Source organism: Paenibacillus pini JCM 16418 (genome assembly GCF_000576305.1).
Taxonomy (GTDB): domain Bacteria; phylum Bacillota; class Bacilli; order Paenibacillales; family Paenibacillaceae; genus Paenibacillus_AQ; species Paenibacillus_AQ pini.
In genome coordinates this window covers 198783-215240 of record NZ_BAVZ01000004.1, presented here as the reverse complement: position 1 = coordinate 215240, position 16458 = coordinate 198783, and the positions used below count along the sequence as shown (strand labels likewise).

Sequence of the window (16458 nt, the reverse complement as noted above, 5' to 3'; positions counted from 1 at the left end):
CAGGGCAACGAATGAGAGGGGAAGAATGGATTATGTAGATTAGAATTTGAAAATATGTATCGTTTTTTGCAGTTGGAATACAGCTTGTCTCATGGCTTCCGTCTCATCTACGACAGCTTGAATGGACTGCATTTGATCATTCATGGACGAAGATACCTGTTCTGTGCCCGCGGAAGACTCCTCCGTAATGGCCGAAATATTCTGGATCGATCCAGAAATCTTCTGCGCACTTTCAAGCATGAGATCACTCTCATTCGAAAATTCAGTTATTTGTTCTGTTATGTATTGCACACTTTGCACGATATGAGCAAAAATTTGCTCTGCTTCACCGATCATCTCATTCTGCAAACGAACGACTTCTTCATTTAATTTAATGTTCTCAATGGCTTGCTGAACATCATACTCGATACTTTTCACGAGTCCAAACACTTCTTGTGTCGATGAAGTGGACTCTTCTGCAAGCTTTCGTACTTCTTGGGCTACGACGGCAAAGCCTCTACCGTGTTCACCGGCCCTTGCCGCTTCAATAGAAGCATTGAGCGAAAGTAAGTTGGTTTGTTCGGCAAGTTCGGAAATGGTTTTGGTAATTTTGCTGATACCCCGAGCGCTTTTAGAAAGAGTGTCGATTGTTTGGGCAACATTCTTTGTGGCAGCTACGTTCTTACGCATCCCTTCGGATTGCTTCTCGACGGATTGGCGACCTTTCTCAACGAGGTTTAGTGTTAATTCGGATTGTTTCTTCATTTCTTTGGTAGAGTTTGTGTAATTTCCTACTTTGTGTTCAATATCCTGAATCGACTGAGTCATTCCAGCAACATCATTAGAAATCTCGGTAGCGCCTACAGCCAATTCGGTAGCAGACATTGCAACGGATGACATGACGTTCTTAAGCTCATGATTCTTGTCGGCAATGCCGCGGCTTGATTCCATCACTTGTTTCGTGATACCGGATGCGTCATTTAGAATCTTTTTCAGCTTATCCACCATACTGTTGAAGGAACGACTAAGATCACCCATCGAACCCGTTTCATCTACCCGCCCTGTAAAATCACCTTTTGCAATGCTAGAGGTAACGTTTGCAATATCATCGAATGAAGATGTAAGCGCTCTCTCGATATAGCTAGCAAGAGGATGTGTAAGGAGAGCAAGTACAACTACCATCACAATACCAAGAATAATATTGCCGGTCACGATGAAAGCAACCAACATCGGTAGAGCAAATAATGCAGCAACTAAATAACATCCTGTGATTACTCTCTTGGATAGCGGAAGATTCTTAAACCACGACATAGGAAATAGGACCCCCTTAAAATGAACTAATTTTACCATATTATAGCATCAAATAAGAAAAATGGTCTATAATAGTATTGTAAAATATTATATATATCTACTTTTTATGATAAAATAGTTGTTTTTAAGACGGGTTTCGATCATTTAAAGGGGATGGGCCTAGATCTGTATCGTTTCACCGTGCAAATAACGCCTTGCACCAATTTGGCCATAGATGCTTGCGTCTCTATGATAGTTATTTTCTAGCAGCTCTCTGCTTACGATGTCGCCCCCAGAAGCAAATTGTGATAAATAAAGAAAGTCGGGATATATGACCTGATCCATTTGATAGGCAGATGTTGTACTTCCAGGTATCCGATGACGATTTAGCTCATAGATGATTTTTTCTGCAGACACAATACCAATCCCATGACCAAAATAGAGATCATTGTTGATCTTAACCGTGTTCTCGCCTTGCCATTCAATTTGTGATGGTCTTACATCGGGATTTTTGAAGTACATCACGTCTCCAGGAAAAGACTCTGTTACACCCGTCTTGTCAATCAAGCGTAGATCACTGTCATAATGCCAGTCATATAGTAATAAATCAGCGAAAAGCCTGTTAAATTCATTCTCTTTAATGCTATCTAGAACACCCTTGTATAAGACAATTACGACTCCTGTCGCGCATTCGAACCCATATAATCTTCCGTTCATAAAAATATCTCGAATTCCTTGGGCAGGTGTGACTCCTCTTCTCAGTTCAAATCCTCCGCGTTGATTTAATATCCACAGACGCTGATTACAGCGTGCATTTACAAACGTTGTGAATTCAGCACCACTAGCGTTCAAAGCTTTGGCTGCTTCTACAATAGCACTGCGCAGACGAAGTTCAAATTTCAGATGTTCCGGTGACTCATAATGGTAGGCTACAGTGCTATTGCTCTTATCTGAGTAGAGCTTTTTCCAGAAGTTAGGCCAAGGGGAGGGGTCCAATGTTGATTGCTGTTCTCCAATATAAATCACAATAATCACGCTCCTTATTTACGTTACCCACATATGGAAAGTAGCTCAAACTTAGTGCAATGGTATAGCCTATGTATTGGACAAACAAAGAAATGCTTCTGGATGTGCAAAATATCTCTAATTCCGCGCTGTGATTGTAAATAAATTTGCGTAACCTGGCTTTCTCATATAATATTTTTCATATACAAATTCATCATTGTGCACGGAAATGAGCTGTAAACAGACTGGAGAACTTATGAAAAAATTCAAAAAGTTTTATATTGAACTGACGAGTAAATGTAACTTAGCCTGTACGTTTTGTCCGCCGACGATTCGAGGTACAAATTATATTAAAGTGGAAGAGTTTTCGCATATTCTAGATGAGATTAAACCATTTACAGATTATATTTATTTTCATGTTAAAGGGGAGCCTTTGCTTCATCCCCATATTGATCAACTATTGGACCTCAGTCATGAGAAGGGATTCAAAGTTAACATTACTTCTAACGGAACGCTGCTTCATAAGGCGAAGCACAAACTTCTAAATAAACCTGCGCTGCGGCAGATGAATTTCTCGTTACATAGTTTCGATGGTCATGAAGGCTCCAAAGACAAGGATCTTTATATCGCGAAGGTGCTATCTTTTGTAAAAGAAGCGGTTTCTGAGTCGGGACTGATTGTCTCCTTGCGATTATGGAATCTAGATCAGGATAATACAACGAATCTGGAGCGCAGTCGTAATCGTGAAATGCTGGCTTATATTGAGGAAGAATTTAATCTGGATTACAAAATCGAAGAGAAGATTGTGCCCGGTAGCGGTATTAAGATTGCCGAACGCGTCTACATTAACATGGATTACGAGTTCAAATGGCCAGATCTGAAGGAAGAAGAAGATTTTGGTCCAGGCTTCTGCCACGGTCTTCGCAATCAAGCAGGCATTCTCTCGGATGGTACAGTAATTCCGTGTTGCCTCGACGGTGAGGGTGTGATTAATCTGGGCAATGTGCATAAGACATCTTTTGCAGAGATCATTGAAGGGGAACGGGCTACGAAGATGGTGGATGGATTCTCTCGACGTGAAGTGGTCGAAGAGCTATGCCGAAAGTGTGGATACCGTAAACGTTTCAATGTAGTGCCCAGTGGAGAAGAATCCGTAGTGGTGACTACCTAAGGAGGTTAACTCATAAATGAAACATTCATTCAAATTGAACGCGGATTGGAATGGAGGTCGCAATAGTGACGGTTTTATCGAAGCGGGACAGTTAAAGACGACCATTTCGATTCCAGAAGTAATGGGAGGCCCAGGCATAGGTACGAATCCAGATGAAATGTTGCTTGGGGCAGCAGCTACTTGTTATCTGATTACACTTGCAGCGATGCTTGAGCGAGCGAGTATTCCTGTTCAAGAATTGTCACTTGAATCCGATGCAATTGTGGATGTAACGAATAACATCTTCACGTATGAGTCGATTACACATATGCCGCGCATCATCCTAAAGCCTGAGGCGTCTGAGAAGGAATTAGAACTAGCAACTAAACTGGCGATCCAAGCAGAAAGTTCATGTATGATATCACGTGCGGTAGCAGGAAACGTGACTATGGATACAAAGCCTTCTGTGGAGTTTTTCTATGTTCCTGAATGAGTATATGCGTGAGAATGACCGTTTGGCCACTTGGAGCCAGGCGGTTTTTTTGTATAGTGGAACCATAAACCACATGAAGCATGAATTGCTATGGGAGTGGATCTTCCTTCGAATGAAACTTTATGTAAAGATAGAAAAGGGGGGATCAAGCGATGTTCACAGATTTTAAGATAGCTATGGATCGTCCATTGACGATTCAAGTCAAAGAATATATGAAGCAATGGATTACGAAGGGGAAGGGAAGAGTTGATCAGAAGCTGCCTTCAACGCGAGAATTAAGCGTTCTACTAGGAGTCAGCCGTAACACGCTTGTTAGGGTGTACACGGAGCTGGAGGAAGAAGGCTTTATTTACACCATTCACTCTAAAGGGAGTTTTGTTTCGCAAGTTGGGATTGCCTCTGTGCCTACATGGAAGATGAGCTGGAGTGAGCATTTGAATGAGAAGGCTATACAGGCATCGGAACTAGATTTAATGAAACATGACCTGCGTGGTGTAAAGGGTATGATTAATTTTGCAACGATTGCCCCAGATGAGAAGCTCTTTGATCTGAACAATGTGAAACGGGCATTTCTTGATCGTATGGCGATTGAAGGCGAAGTATTGCTGAATTATGGTTATGCGAAGGGATATAAACCATTGATTCAGTATTTGCACAATTATATGGAGACTAAAGGCGTGGATATGGACGGTAAGGATATCCTGATTACGAATGGGTTTACGGAAGCCTATGATATTCTTCTGTCTTCTTTACAAGTGAAAAGCCGAACAATTTTATGTGAAAATCCAACTCATCATACGGCGATTAAAATATCCAAGCTGCATGGTTTCGAAATTACAGGTATCCCCATGGAGCAGGATGGTATTCACCTAGAGTTATTAGAGAAGGCACTGAAAGAGCAACCATTTGGTCTTGCCTATCTTACACCGTCTTATCATAATCCCACAGGTATTGTGATGTCTGCTGAGAAACGAAGTGAAGTACTTCGTCTACTTGCTGAATATCAAGTGCCCCTCATCGAAGATGGTTTTAATGAAGAACTTCGTTATTCAGGATCGCATGTCGCACCACTTGCTGCATTCGGGGGTAGTGGAAATAGTATCATTTATCTCGGAAGCTTCTCCAAGATTCTATTTCCAGGCATTCGGATTGGCTGGATTGCAGCGGATCGTGAATTGATTGATTACTTGGTGAGTGTGAAAAGAGCTCGAAATATTCATACTTCCACGCTGGATCAAGCGGTATTATTTCAGTATTTCCATAATGGGAATTTCGAGAAGTATTTGAAACGAGCAAAGCATGAATATAAACGAAAGCATCAATTAGCGGTAGAATACTGCAAAACGTATATTCCCTTTAAGCGTATGACAGGATCTGGCGGACTTCACCTATTCATAGAGCTAGAAGATAACTGCTATGTACGTGACATTCTGCAGGATTGTTATGAGCAAGGTGTCGTATTTACGGCAGGAGATGTTTTCTACACCGATGGTGGAGGAGCGAATACGCTTCGACTTGGTTTTTCTAGAGTTGATGATGAGGAATTATTGAGGGGGATTCAGATTATTGGTGATGCGGTGAGGCGCCGAATGTAAGCTGCTAAGTATTGAAGTCTAAGATGAAGAATAATCATCAAGGGGGAAGCGAGATGAAGGTTGGCGTAATTATGGGAGGTTTGTCCAGTGAACGGGATGTATCGTTAATGACGGGGCAAGAAATGGTAACTCATCTGGATCATTCCAAATATGAAGTCGTGTCCATTGATATTCGTAATCGAGAGAATTGGATTTCTGAAGTGCGTGGACTTGATGTTGCTTTACTTGCACTACATGGTCAATATGGAGAAGATGGAACGGTGCAAGGTACGCTTGAGGCACTAGGTATTCCTTACACAGGCAGTGGAGTTCTATCCAGTAGTATTTGTATGAATAAGGATATGAGTAAAAGGTTGCTGCGGAGCGAAGGTATTCCTACACCTCGTTGGCAAATTCTCAGCAATATGAATGAGGTCTGTCTTCCTGATATCATGACGTTAGGATTGCCGCTTGTCGTGAAGCCTAACTGCGGAGGTTCCAGTATAGGTGTGGCTATTGTGCGTAAGGAAGAAGAGATCATGCCTGCCATTCGCAGTGCTTTTGAATTAGAGGAAGAGGTCATCATTGAGTCGTATATTGCAGGCCAAGAAATATCATGCAGCATATTGAACGGTCGGCTCTTACCCGTCATAGCTATTAATCCTGCAGCCGATTTCTTTGACTATACGTCTAAATATGTATCAGGCAGAGTGATGATCAAGTGATTGAGCTTGAACCTGAGCTTCAGGCTAAGGTGGAAAATGCAGCGTTAGCATCATATCGAGCACTAAAATGTAGTGTGTATGCAAGGGTGGATATCATGCTGAAGGATGGCGTTCCATATGTAATGGAGGTTAATACACTACCGGGTATGACTCCGACTAGCCTTTTGCCTTTAAGTGCTAGCGCGGCAGGTATTTCGTTCACGTCACTCCTTGATGAAATTATTGAGGGTTCTCTTCAGAAGAATTATATGCAGAAGAAGCTATCGTCTTTGCCTGACATTACGTGATTTCCGTGATTTGGGTATAGCTCCAGGTGGTTGCTTGCGAATCCAACGGATAAAAGAACGAATTTGGGTATCAGACTGTAGAGAATGAACGCTTGTCAATTCATTCTCCATAATTTGTTCGTTCGTATATAGATGATGGATATGCTTATGGCATGGAATACAAAGATCTGCTGTTGGAAGAAAAGTTCCCCCTTTTTCTTTAGGTGTCAAATGGTGCTTCGTTGTCTCAACCCCTTCACGGCCGCATAACTCACAAACTCCTAATGGTTGAATCACTGTAGCGACCTCCTCTAACAAGAGTTATAATTCACAGTCAAATGGATATATCCTAACGTAAGTAAAGCATATCGTTGGTCAGTTAGATTAGCGTTGATCTAACTGACTTTTTGCATTATGGGAATTTTGAATCATGTTTATACAAATCTGACTGGATATAGGACGGAAGTCATGCCAATAGTACGATTATTTTCAAAGCATTAGAATTCTTATTGACAGTTTATATCAATGATACAAGCTGTCCTGACTGAAGAGAACATTATTTCACCTCACCAGATTATCGATGGAATAGATTCAATTATAGTATAAAATGTATATAGGTAATAAAGCTGTTCATTGACTGGAGGATACAAATGGAGATTGTAATTCGGAAATTTAGCACATTCACGATTCCTGAACTGACTCGATTGTGGAACGAAGGATTTACAGGTTATTTCTTCAATATGGATATGAACGAGGATACATTTATACAACGTGCAGCTGATCTACAGTTATCTCTAGAATTATCGATTGCGGCATGTATAAATGGTAGACCTGTAGGTTTTGTAATGAATGGTGTGCGCATGATGAACGGACGACTCACGGGTTGGAACGGTGGCACAGGTATTATTCCTGAATATCGTAACAAGGGAATTGGTCGACAATTAATAGGTGCCTCGCAGCATATTTATAAGGAGCAAGGAGCTGTTACAGCTTTGCTGGAGGCCGTGCTGGAGAATGATCCAGCCATTGCATTGTATGAAAAATTGGGTTATAGCATCATTGATAGACTTACATATTACGAGCAGCAACAGTCACAAGTACTCTCTTTCTCGAAGCAGGTTAGCAAGAAGTACCATCTCACGCATGGGATATCTCATGATTTACAGTGCGTTGAATTTAAAGATGTCCAGGTTCCGTGGCGGTCACATTGGGCCAGTATAAAAGATGGAGAATCTTATATCGCGTGGGATGAGAAAGGGCGTGCTGTGGGATATGCACTCTACAAGCGTAGCTTTAATGAGCAAGGTGTGCATTACATGACGACGCTAAAACAGTGTATGGCAATCGCAGGAAACGAAGATGAAGAGGATATCATTCGATATTTATTATCAGAAGTTTATGGCTCTCCCGATCAAGTCCTGATACGCAAAACGGTTCATATGATGCATTCTCAACCGATACTTATCCGAAGTTTAGAGCAGATGGGCTTTGTTCCAAGCTCCAATTTGGTTCATATGAGATGTGATTTATAATTGAAATGATTCAGCATCTAGTGCATAACAGTCGATATCAATCGATTTCTTTGCGAGGGGATGGATGTTCGAGTGATGACAGAATTATTTTTTAAGGATAACTTTTTCAGCGCCGGGTATACACAGATTATGGATCGGCAGGAGCAAGCAGCAGGAAGTTTAGATTTGAAGAGTGCGTTCGGTTCTTCTCTCGATGTGTATAATGGGATTGGTGAATTGATCTGCAGTGGAAAGTTCCGTTTTTTCTCAAGAAAATGGGAGGTGTCAAACGGGAGCGGGAACGCGATCGGTGTACTGCGCGAGCGAATAAGCTTTTTAGCCAAAAAGTATGAATACGACGCGGGTGAACGTGGTGTATATGATATTACATCCCCTGCTTTTTCCAAAGAATATACCGTGTATGATCAGGGTGGACAAAGGGTAGCTTTGTTCGATCAAACGAGTAGCTGGTTGCAGTCAGGTGCCTTTCGTTTACAAAATCATTCAACTTTGTTGGATAGCTATGAGCTGATTGCTGTAGTCATGGGAGTTCATGCGATACGTAAACATCATCAAAATGGGGGTTCACCTGCTTCGTTATAAGACGTTAAAGGCATAAATAATGAAGCGGAATATTAAATTCATCCTTTAGTAGGAAGAGATCCCGGTAAATACTGTACTATAGATACTTGTGTTGTTCCCAGCCTCCTGTTATGATATGTGCGGATCATGGTTGTCTTCCCAGCGCGGACGCTTTGAAGAGTTGCAGTGTGCGATTTGATGAAATTGTAATCGTATACATATGGGGATTATGTCATGAACTAACAAAACTATCCGAGTTCAGAATACGAAGGATATGGGGGAATTCATCTTGGCTAATACAAGTATTATTATACGGGTTGAACTTAATCATGAAAAATTAACTTTTGGAGATGTTGCAGCTGCAATCAGTAAGTCTGGTGGGGATATTACTTCTATCGACGTAATCCGACCAGGAAAGGACTTCTCTATTCGAGACATCACGGTAGAAGTTGCGGATTCCTTAGAAAACACACTTGTAGATGCACTGAAAAAATTAGATGGTATTAAAGTAGTTAACGTTTCGGATCGAACTTTCCTTGTTCATCTAGGAGGCAAAATAACCATTCAGCCAACCTTACCGATTAAGAATCGTGACGATTTATCCCGTGTGTATACGCCGGGTGTGGCTAAGGTCTGCATGGCTATACATGAGAATCCAGAGAAAGCCTATTCACTTACAATTAAACGGAACACGGTAGCTGTTATTACCGATGGAACGGCTGTATTAGGTCTTGGTGATATTGGGGCTTACGCAGCGGCACCGGTAATGGAAGGAAAGGCTATGCTGTTTAAGCAGCTAGCGAATGTAGATGCTTTTCCGATTTGCTTGGATACTCAAGATACCGAGGAAATTATCCGTACGATCAAAGCTATTAGTCCAATCTTTGGTGGAATTAATTTAGAGGATATCAGCTCTCCACGTTGTTTTGAGATTGAAACACGTCTGGCACAGGAACTGGATATGCCAGTCTTCCATGATGATCAGCACGGAACGGCGGTTGTTGTCATAGCAGGAATACTGAATGCACTTAAGGTTGTGGATAAGCGTATCGAGGATATCCGTGTTGTCGTTAACGGTATCGGTGCAGCGGGTGTATCCATTTGTAAAATGCTACTTAGTGCTGGTGTTCAGCGTCTTGTTCCAGTCGATCGTGAAGGGGCGATTGTACGAGGAGGAACATATGATCAGCCAATGTGGCAATGGCTTGCGGATCAACCTCAAGTGGAGGAGCATGCTGGCTGCTTGACTGACGTTCTCCATGGAGCAGATGTATTTATCGGTGTATCCCGTGGAAACATCTTGAAAGGTGTGGATATACAGACAATGGCTGCTGATCCGATTGTATTCGCAATGGCCAATCCTCAACCGGAGATCACGCCAGAAGAAGCTATTCCACATTCTCGTGTATATGCGACTGGACGTAGCGATTATCCGAACCAGATTAACAATGTACTTGTATTTCCAGGATTGTTCCGAGGCGCACTAGATTGCAGAGCTCGTTCCATTAATGAGCCTATGAAACTAGCGGCAGCCCGTGCTATTGCTTCTGTGGTAACGAGTGCAGAACTGAATGAACTTTATATTATTCCGAGTATATTCAATGACAAAGTCGTGGATGAAGTTCGCAAAGCTGTTATTCAGACGGCCATTTTGACTGGTGTTGCTCGTAGAATACCACCTGAGTTCAGATAATCGGAATCTTCAATAGGTAATTCATATGCATAGGTAAAAAGGCTGCACCTCCGATCTGAAAGATCGGAGGTGCAGCCTTCTTGCTTACATTTACATACTCAATTTATTGTCATTTAGACCATTTCAGTGCTTCAGCAGGAATCGCTGGAACGATACCTTCCTCTGCGGCACGATTTAAGAGTGAGGTGATCGCGGCATATCCATCTTCGCCGAGACTAGCTGTAAATTCATTAACATATAGATTGATATGTTGATCTGCTACTTTGGGATCTAATTCTTGTGCATGTTGAAGAACATATTCTTGGGATGCGGCCGGATGAGCCCAAGCATATTCGACAGATTTGCGAGTGCAGTCTACGATTTGTTGTAAATCGAGGGTACGCTTAGCAATGATAGCCCCAAGCGGAATCGGCAGGCCTGTGTCATGCTCCCACCAATTTCCAAGATCCGTCAGAGTGATAGACCATATGAAGGATACGTGAAACGCGCTTCATGAATGACTAGCCCTGCATCTATTGAGCCGTCGCGAACGGCGGGCATAATTTGATCAAAGGGCATCACAACAATTTCTCCGATGCCTGCTGGGACATTTTGTGCAGCCCATAGTCTGAATAGCATATAAGCTGTCGAGCGTTCACTAGGCACGGCAACCCGCTGTCCACTGAGAATAGATGGATCTTGTGTGCCATTGCCTTGATTTGCAGTAAGGACTAATGGGCCACAGCCTCTACCAAGGCTCCGCCACAAGGAAGTAAAGCATACTCATCAAGTACCCATGGTAGTGCTGCATATGAGATTTTTAAAATATCGAGTTCATGTGAACTTGGATTAGCAGCCAAATTATTGGTGATATCAATATCAGCATAAGTTACATTCAGTTGAGGAGCCCCTGGAATTAGTCCATGCACCCAAGCATGAAAGACGAATGTGTCATTAGGACACGGGGAAAAAGCAATATTCATGATTCTAATACCTCCAATAGGATTGTGCTAGCGAGTTCAAGGGATGCTAAAGCATCGCCAATACGCCAAGCGGATCGGTCACGAGGACCGACTGCGTTAGAGATGGTGCGAATTTCAAGAACGGGAAGTCCATGAATACGTGCTGCTTCTGCTACGCCGTAGCCTTCCATAGCTTCAGCGCCTGCACCAGATACTCGAGCTTGCAGTATGGTAGCGCGTTCAGCTGAGCCTGTCGCGGTAGAGACGGACAGAATGGGCCGGCAACATACCGTTAATTCTGTCGCCGCCATCGCTGAAGTAAGCATCAGTGCAAGTTTATTATCAGTTTCAATGTTGGACGAGCCAAATCCAAGCTCGTCCACACTGCTGAATCCATCAGGTGTTTCTGCGCCAAGATCGGCAGCAATGATCCGTTCTGCGATAACAACGGAACCGATTGGAGCCACTTCTGAGAAACCGCCGGCGATTCCGGCACTAATCACAAGGCTATATTCAGACTGAGATAACGCAGCTGAGGTATGAGCCGCAGCCGACGCTGGGCCGACGCCAGCAAGCAGTACATCAAACCGATCCGAACCGCGTAGTCCGCGAAGTACGGCTGCTTGTTCAGCCTCCACAGCAGTCATGATTAGAACCCGGGTATGTTTTGTTTCAAGTTTGTGGATGGTTTCATCCGCTAATTTGATGTTCATAAGGATGTCCTCTCATACGTTTAGACTATAGTAAAATGCGCATTAATAATCTATATAACCATATCCTGATCATGGCGACGTGTAAAGAGTTGCATAAGAGGGGAGTTTAGCTAAAGTTCTTAAAGTTTAAAGAAAGAGGGTAGAGAACTCTTGAAAAACTAGAATGGATAACGGAAGCTAAGGAGGACGATGACATGCCACAAGAACAGGTTATTAAAGCAGCGATGCAACAATATATCGATCGATTTAACATGGACAATGCGGAACAGTTGCTTTCTATGTTCGCGGAGAATGCCACAGTAGAGGATCCCGTAGGAAAAACACCACTCTCTGGTAAAGCAGCTATTGAAGCATTTTATAGACAAGTGATGAATGGCAATACCCGAATCAAGTTAGACGGACCCATTCGGGGATCTCACGGTGATTCGGGTGCGATGTGCTTATCTATTGAGACAAAGACAGAGGAGAAGCATTTGCTCATCCACGTTATTGAGGTTATGACGTTTAATGAATTGGGTCAAATTGCGAGTATGAAGGCTTATTGGGGACCCTCTGATATGGAATAATACATTTATAACTAAGTTACACTAGTCCTACGAAGTTAACTATCAAAATGCAATTTATAAGTATTAGAGTGGTTTAGGTTAACTTTTATTTTAATATGATCAAGTTCACTTTGCTCAAGCAGTGGTTTGCCGCTGCTTTTTTTTTGTTTCCACAGAGCATAATGATGTCGGTATACATATTCTTCAAGTCCGAATAAGTCGATTCCTTTCGCTTTCGCATCTTCAAAATTTTTCGCGATTTCCTTTTTTAATGTCTCACTTGTTTTGCCAATTATGGTCTGTTCACTTATTGGATTATCCCAAGATGTGTCAACAATATTAGCTTGAGTTATAAGTTCGATGTTAAATTTCAACTGTTCTCCTTGTTGTCTAAGGGTTATTGCCGAATGAGGTTGGCTCAGATATAGTACTAAGGGTCTCTGACCCACATCATTAAGTTGAATAGGGTATTTATCCATACGTGAAAACTTAATCATGCGAGCTCCAGTGAGCTCACTTTCTTTAATCTTACCTTGATTTTTTCCTTGCTTAATAACATAGACACCAACGAATTCCATTAGGTTGGGATGTCCATCCGTTGTTACTGTCCAATGCTTATTATTGACATTCAGGTCTGGAAGTAACGTAACGGTAGCCGGTTCACGAACACTGTTGATTAACTTTTGTAAATGAATAGGTTCAACACCTGAATTCTGTTTAAAAACTTCAATAGGCTCGAATAATTGCATGACAAGTGGAGACTGATTAAGTGTTGTACTTGCTGAAAATATTTCTTCTAGAGACTGCTTCGTACCATACACCCATGGAGTGTAACGTAGTTCTCTAGCCCGCATGAGGCATCAACAATCTCTACCAGATGCTCCAGTGCCGAATCAGTTAACACAATGGCTTTGACATGAGTCCACATTGTATTATGCTGAGCCGTACGATACATATCATTAAAGGCCATAATCATATTATCTCCAGTCCCATGACCCACCCAACTTGTTGAATCATTCTTCTTACCTCCACCGGTATCGGAAGAGGATACCGCACTGAAATCAGTAAGTTGACCATAAACAACAAATTTATCTTTCACGTAATCTACGCCGAGTGCTGTAATAATGTTCATATCTTGAACTGCCTTCATATCCCAGCAACCCGTCAATAAACAGGAACATAGTAAGAAAACTATGAAATGCTTCATGTACTATTCCTCCTTACGTGTTGGATCTTGGGTTCGCAGAACATTTGGACGGTATCGAATATATTGAACAGGCCTCCGAAATAGTCCTTCCCAAAAATCTTGGCGGTTGAACGGGAGATGGGAGAAAAATAAGGCACTCCAAAAGATTCTAATCTTGAGAGATGAAGCACAATTGAGAATAATGCGATAAAAAATCCAAACATCCCCAGTAATGAAGACATCATTAGAACATAGAGTCTAACGATAGAAGTAGTCCCACTTAGCACTTGATTTACAAGCGCAAAGGTTGAAATTGTGGTCAGCGATACCATAACAATCATCGTTGGCGAGGTTATGCCAGCTCGTATGGCGGCATCTCCGATAATTAAACCTCCTACAACAGTAACGGTTTGTCCAACAGTCTTGGGCAAGCGTGCGCCTGCCTCATGAAATAATTCGAACAGGAATAGCATTAAGAATCCCTCTAAAGGAACTGAAAGTGGTAATCCCGTACGTGCATTCATAATAGTCGCTAGTAAAGGAATGGGAACTTGTTCAATATTGTAACAGGTTAACGCAACATAAAAGCCCGGCAGAAAGAGAGCAATCATAAGACCAACCATACGGATCATACGTTGTATGGAGACAATATGAAAGGGCATATTTGTATCTTCAGGTGATTTAAGAAGTGATGACATGGATATAGGAGCGATAATAGCCATAGGTGAACCATCTACCAGTACGGCGAAACGTCCACTGAGAACACATTCGGCCACAAAATCAGGACGCCCGATATAATCCGTGAGTGGGAAGATGCTTCTTAAATTTCCTTGAATAACATTCTCGATTTGAGAGGTTCCAATGATGGCATCACCATCATAATTGCTCAGACGTTTATGAATTTCAGCTACAATTTCAGGATTAATAATATCCTGGACATATAAAAGTGCGACTTGATTATGTCCCCGCTCGGACAGAACAAATGTTTCAACACATAAGGATTGTGTGCGTAACCGTTTACGGACCAAAGCTATGTTGGTACTAATAGACTCAGTAAACCCATCATGCGGACCTTTAATAGAAGATTCCGTTGTGGATTCTTCAGGGGAACGGTTGGGAATATTACTAACATTTATCGTATAAAAAACATGTAAGTCTTCAAAGAACATTATTAAATTTCCTACAAAAACTTGTGTATTAAGCTCTGTAAAAATTTGATGTGATTCCGATTCCATTTTATTTATAGGCATAGCTTGAGCAGACTCAATACTCTCAGTATCAGTAAACCCAGTTTCACCATACATTTTGTTTAATTTTGGGAGAACAAATTGGTTAATTTGAGCAGAATCGGTCATACCATCACAATAGATGAGCAGAATGGTTTGCTTATGCTCTTTAGGCCCCACTTCAATAGGATGCAGAACAACATCATTACATTTCTGATAATAATTTCTTAGAAAATTAGAGTTGATATCTCCCAAATCCATTTGATTGGCTTTTTGAGTATCGACCGATTCGATTTGTGGGCTGGTATTCATTCTTTCTGAACCTTCTTTCTAGATGCAATAAAAGCGAGTAAGAACAAGATTACAACGAAAGCTGTCATAAACACGAAAGATGCTGGGAAATACCATTTCTTAAGAAAATTAAGAAATATCATGTCGTTGGCTGGAAGCAGATTGGTGAAGAGAAAACCTAACGATATCGCAAAAAAAGTGAGGTTTTTACGTTGCTTACTCTTAATATTCCACTGATCGACCATTAAATACAAAGCAAGAGAAATTCGTATAAATGATCCAGATAGCCACTGATATATCGAGAAGAAATCAGTTTGAGAAATGTATCGACCTAAAGTAGCGATTCTCCATTCCTCATAAGCAGGGTAGCGCTGACGTTCTGCTTCCATGGGATCAAAAATAGTAATGGCACCAATTAAGGGACCCAACGTTAATCCGATTAAAAAGAAAGCTAACATATATAGCTGCCAAGCTTTGGCTGGTTTAGCTAGCTTAGATTGCATAAACAAGTAAGCTAAGATTTCAAAAGAACCAGCACAAGAGTAAATAACACCTTTCCATACCTTGCCCCACCCGTTCTCCAGAATCGGTAATAGCTGACTATAGTCTTTATATTGAACATTTACAGTCATGATAAAGAAACCCAATAAAACGACGAAAGGAAGAAGAATACCTGAAACGACCGCAATGGGTTTGAATCCAGAAATGACCGCAAATAGACACAGTCCGAGGAGAAATAAGCTTGTCATTAAAGTCGGAGTAGCTGCTAAGAACGTCACCCGAGCCCAATTGGTTGTATCAAAAAGAGTAAACAGACAGATCGCTGTAAAGAAAAAAGTCATGAGTATTCTGAATATTAGAATCGAGGCGTTACCAAAATTATTTTTAATCCAATCTTCAAGAGACTGCTCCTTCATCTGTCTTGAAATATAATAAATCATCGTCGTTACGATCATTAAAGGTATAATGGAGATCAATACAGAAATCCATGCATCTCTTTTAGCGGTTTGAAGAAGCACTGGAATAATGAAAACATGATTCATAATACCAATGGACAACAAAATGATCATGAATCCTTGAGATAAGTGTGGTTTGCCTGATTTCATTGTGAACACCTCTATTTATAGTTAAGCTGCTACAGTCATTATTGACGAGGTTGAGCTGATGGATACTTTTAACAATAGGAAACTTTAAATACGGCTCGCAAAATGGAACATGGCATCCTGCTTCGGGATATATTAGAATAGATAAGTCTGTATTACATTGGATTCGAAAGAGAGAACATAAA

Annotated in this window: 15 protein-coding genes and 2 pseudogenes; 8 read left to right on the top strand and 9 right to left on the bottom strand. The window is 41.5% G+C overall.

What is annotated here, in order from left to right:
* Positions 1-39: 39 nt before the first annotated feature.
* Both JCM16418_RS08140 and JCM16418_RS08135 read right to left on the bottom strand, forming a co-directional pair.
* Positions 40-1290 (bottom strand): methyl-accepting chemotaxis protein, encoded by a 1251-nt coding sequence (locus JCM16418_RS08140; protein ID WP_036647507.1) that lies wholly within the window; start codon positions 1288-1290, stop codon positions 40-42.
* Between the two features lie 159 nt (positions 1291-1449).
* Positions 1450-2295, bottom strand: coding sequence for a protein-glutamine gamma-glutamyltransferase (locus JCM16418_RS08135; protein WP_242403751.1), 846 nt, complete (start codon positions 2293-2295; stop codon positions 1450-1452).
* A 235-nt stretch (positions 2296-2530) separates the two neighbouring features.
* Here JCM16418_RS08135 and JCM16418_RS08130 point away from each other — a divergent pair, with 235 nt between their 5' ends.
* The 4 genes and pseudogenes from JCM16418_RS08130 (at position 2531) to JCM16418_RS08110 (ending at position 6503) form a co-directional block, all read left to right on the top strand.
* Positions 2531-3445, top strand: a complete 915-nt coding sequence (locus JCM16418_RS08130; RefSeq protein ID WP_052020129.1) for a radical SAM/SPASM domain-containing protein — start codon at positions 2531-2533, stop codon at positions 3443-3445.
* A gap of 16 nt (positions 3446-3461) precedes the next feature.
* The gene (locus JCM16418_RS08125) at positions 3462-3917 is read left to right on the top strand and encodes an OsmC family protein (RefSeq protein WP_036647506.1); all 456 of its coding nucleotides are present in this window, start codon (positions 3462-3464) and stop codon (positions 3915-3917) included.
* A 152-nt stretch (positions 3918-4069) separates the two neighbouring features.
* On the top strand, positions 4070-5512 hold the full coding sequence (locus JCM16418_RS08115) for an aminotransferase-like domain-containing protein (RefSeq protein ID WP_036647500.1): 1443 nt from the start codon (positions 4070-4072) through the stop codon (positions 5510-5512).
* A gap of 53 nt (positions 5513-5565) precedes the next feature.
* Positions 5566-6503: pseudogene (locus JCM16418_RS08110) on the top strand (D-alanine--D-alanine ligase).
* On the opposite strand, the gene hlpB reads toward JCM16418_RS08110, so the two are convergent.
* Positions 6477-6779: an HNH nuclease-like protein HlpB gene (gene hlpB, locus JCM16418_RS08105; protein WP_036647498.1), complete on the bottom strand. Its 303-nt coding sequence runs from the start codon at positions 6777-6779 to the stop codon at positions 6477-6479. The pseudogene JCM16418_RS08110 and the gene hlpB overlap by 27 nt on opposite strands.
* 353 nt (positions 6780-7132) lie before the next feature.
* Between hlpB and JCM16418_RS08100 the strand changes: the two genes are divergently transcribed.
* The 3 genes from JCM16418_RS08100 (at position 7133) to JCM16418_RS08090 (ending at position 10268) form a co-directional block, all read left to right on the top strand.
* Positions 7133-8014 (top strand): GNAT family N-acetyltransferase, encoded by an 882-nt coding sequence (locus JCM16418_RS08100; protein WP_036647496.1) that lies wholly within the window; start codon positions 7133-7135, stop codon positions 8012-8014.
* A 75-nt stretch (positions 8015-8089) separates the two neighbouring features.
* Positions 8090-8596 carry an LURP-one-related/scramblase family protein gene (locus tag JCM16418_RS08095; RefSeq protein ID WP_036647808.1) on the top strand — a complete coding sequence of 169 codons (507 nt, stop codon included), beginning with the start codon at positions 8090-8092 and terminating at the stop codon, positions 8594-8596.
* A 268-nt stretch (positions 8597-8864) separates the two neighbouring features.
* Positions 8865-10268, top strand: a complete 1404-nt coding sequence (locus JCM16418_RS08090; protein ID WP_036647494.1) for an NAD-dependent malic enzyme — start codon at positions 8865-8867, stop codon at positions 10266-10268.
* A 109-nt stretch (positions 10269-10377) separates the two neighbouring features.
* On the opposite strand, the pseudogene JCM16418_RS08085 reads toward JCM16418_RS08090, so the two are convergent.
* Positions 10378-11230 (bottom strand): annotated as a pseudogene (locus JCM16418_RS08085) (1,4-dihydroxy-6-naphtoate synthase).
* Positions 11227-11922 carry a futalosine hydrolase gene (locus JCM16418_RS08080; protein ID WP_052020128.1) on the bottom strand — a complete coding sequence of 232 codons (696 nt, stop codon included), beginning with the start codon at positions 11920-11922 and terminating at the stop codon, positions 11227-11229. Before JCM16418_RS08080 ends, JCM16418_RS08085 begins: the two are co-directional and overlap by 4 nt.
* Positions 11923-12116: 194 nt before the next feature.
* On the opposite strand from JCM16418_RS08080, the gene JCM16418_RS08075 reads away from it, so the two are divergent.
* Positions 12117-12488: a steroid Delta-isomerase gene (locus JCM16418_RS08075; protein WP_036647492.1), complete on the top strand. Its 372-nt coding sequence runs from the start codon at positions 12117-12119 to the stop codon at positions 12486-12488.
* Positions 12489-12523: 35 nt separating this feature from the next.
* On the opposite strand, the gene JCM16418_RS08070 is transcribed toward JCM16418_RS08075, so the two are convergent.
* From JCM16418_RS08070 to JCM16418_RS08055, 4 genes are read right to left on the bottom strand one after another with little or no spacing between them, the layout of a single operon-like run.
* Positions 12524-13321: a Ger(x)C family spore germination C-terminal domain-containing protein gene (locus JCM16418_RS08070; protein ID WP_081765357.1), complete on the bottom strand. Its 798-nt coding sequence runs from the start codon at positions 13319-13321 to the stop codon at positions 12524-12526.
* Positions 13264-13674 carry a Ger(x)C family spore germination protein gene (locus tag JCM16418_RS08065; protein ID WP_036647487.1) on the bottom strand — a complete coding sequence of 137 codons (411 nt, stop codon included), beginning with the start codon at positions 13672-13674 and terminating at the stop codon, positions 13264-13266. The genes JCM16418_RS08070 and JCM16418_RS08065 overlap by 58 nt, the downstream gene beginning before the upstream one ends.
* Positions 13671-15191, bottom strand: coding sequence for a spore germination protein (locus JCM16418_RS08060; protein WP_052020127.1), 1521 nt, complete (start codon positions 15189-15191; stop codon positions 13671-13673). The genes JCM16418_RS08065 and JCM16418_RS08060 overlap by 4 nt, the downstream gene beginning before the upstream one ends.
* Positions 15188-16276 (bottom strand): GerAB/ArcD/ProY family transporter, encoded by a 1089-nt coding sequence (locus JCM16418_RS08055; RefSeq protein ID WP_036647484.1) that lies wholly within the window; start codon positions 16274-16276, stop codon positions 15188-15190. The genes JCM16418_RS08060 and JCM16418_RS08055 overlap by 4 nt, the downstream gene beginning before the upstream one ends.
* Positions 16277-16458 lie beyond the last annotated feature (182 nt).

Excerpts from the sequence above, each read along its gene's own strand:
- JCM16418_RS08070 (WP_081765357.1), bottom strand. The coding sequence starts at position 13,321 with ATGCGGGCTAGAGAACTACGTTACACTCCATGGGTGTATGGTACGAAG.
- JCM16418_RS08115 (WP_036647500.1), top strand. The coding sequence starts at position 4,070 with ATGTTCACAGATTTTAAGATAGCTATGGATCGTCCATTGACGATTCAA.
- JCM16418_RS08100 (WP_036647496.1), top strand. The coding sequence starts at position 7,133 with ATGGAGATTGTAATTCGGAAATTTAGCACATTCACGATTCCTGAACTG.
- JCM16418_RS08080 (WP_052020128.1), bottom strand. The coding sequence starts at position 11,922 with ATGAACATCAAATTAGCGGATGAAACCATCCACAAACTTGAAACAAAA.
- JCM16418_RS08140 (WP_036647507.1), bottom strand. The coding sequence starts at position 1,290 with ATGTCGTGGTTTAAGAATCTTCCGCTATCCAAGAGAGTAATCACAGGA.
- JCM16418_RS08130 (WP_052020129.1), top strand. The coding sequence starts at position 2,531 with ATGAAAAAATTCAAAAAGTTTTATATTGAACTGACGAGTAAATGTAAC.
- JCM16418_RS08055 (WP_036647484.1), bottom strand. The coding sequence starts at position 16,276 with ATGAAATCAGGCAAACCACACTTATCTCAAGGATTCATGATCATTTTG.
- JCM16418_RS08075 (WP_036647492.1), top strand. The coding sequence starts at position 12,117 with ATGCCACAAGAACAGGTTATTAAAGCAGCGATGCAACAATATATCGAT.
- JCM16418_RS08065 (WP_036647487.1), bottom strand. The coding sequence starts at position 13,674 with ATGAAGCATTTCATAGTTTTCTTACTATGTTCCTGTTTATTGACGGGT.
- JCM16418_RS08060 (WP_052020127.1), bottom strand. The coding sequence starts at position 15,191 with ATGAATACCAGCCCACAAATCGAATCGGTCGATACTCAAAAAGCCAAT.
- JCM16418_RS08095 (WP_036647808.1), top strand. The coding sequence starts at position 8,090 with ATGACAGAATTATTTTTTAAGGATAACTTTTTCAGCGCCGGGTATACA.
- JCM16418_RS08125 (WP_036647506.1), top strand. The coding sequence starts at position 3,462 with ATGAAACATTCATTCAAATTGAACGCGGATTGGAATGGAGGTCGCAAT.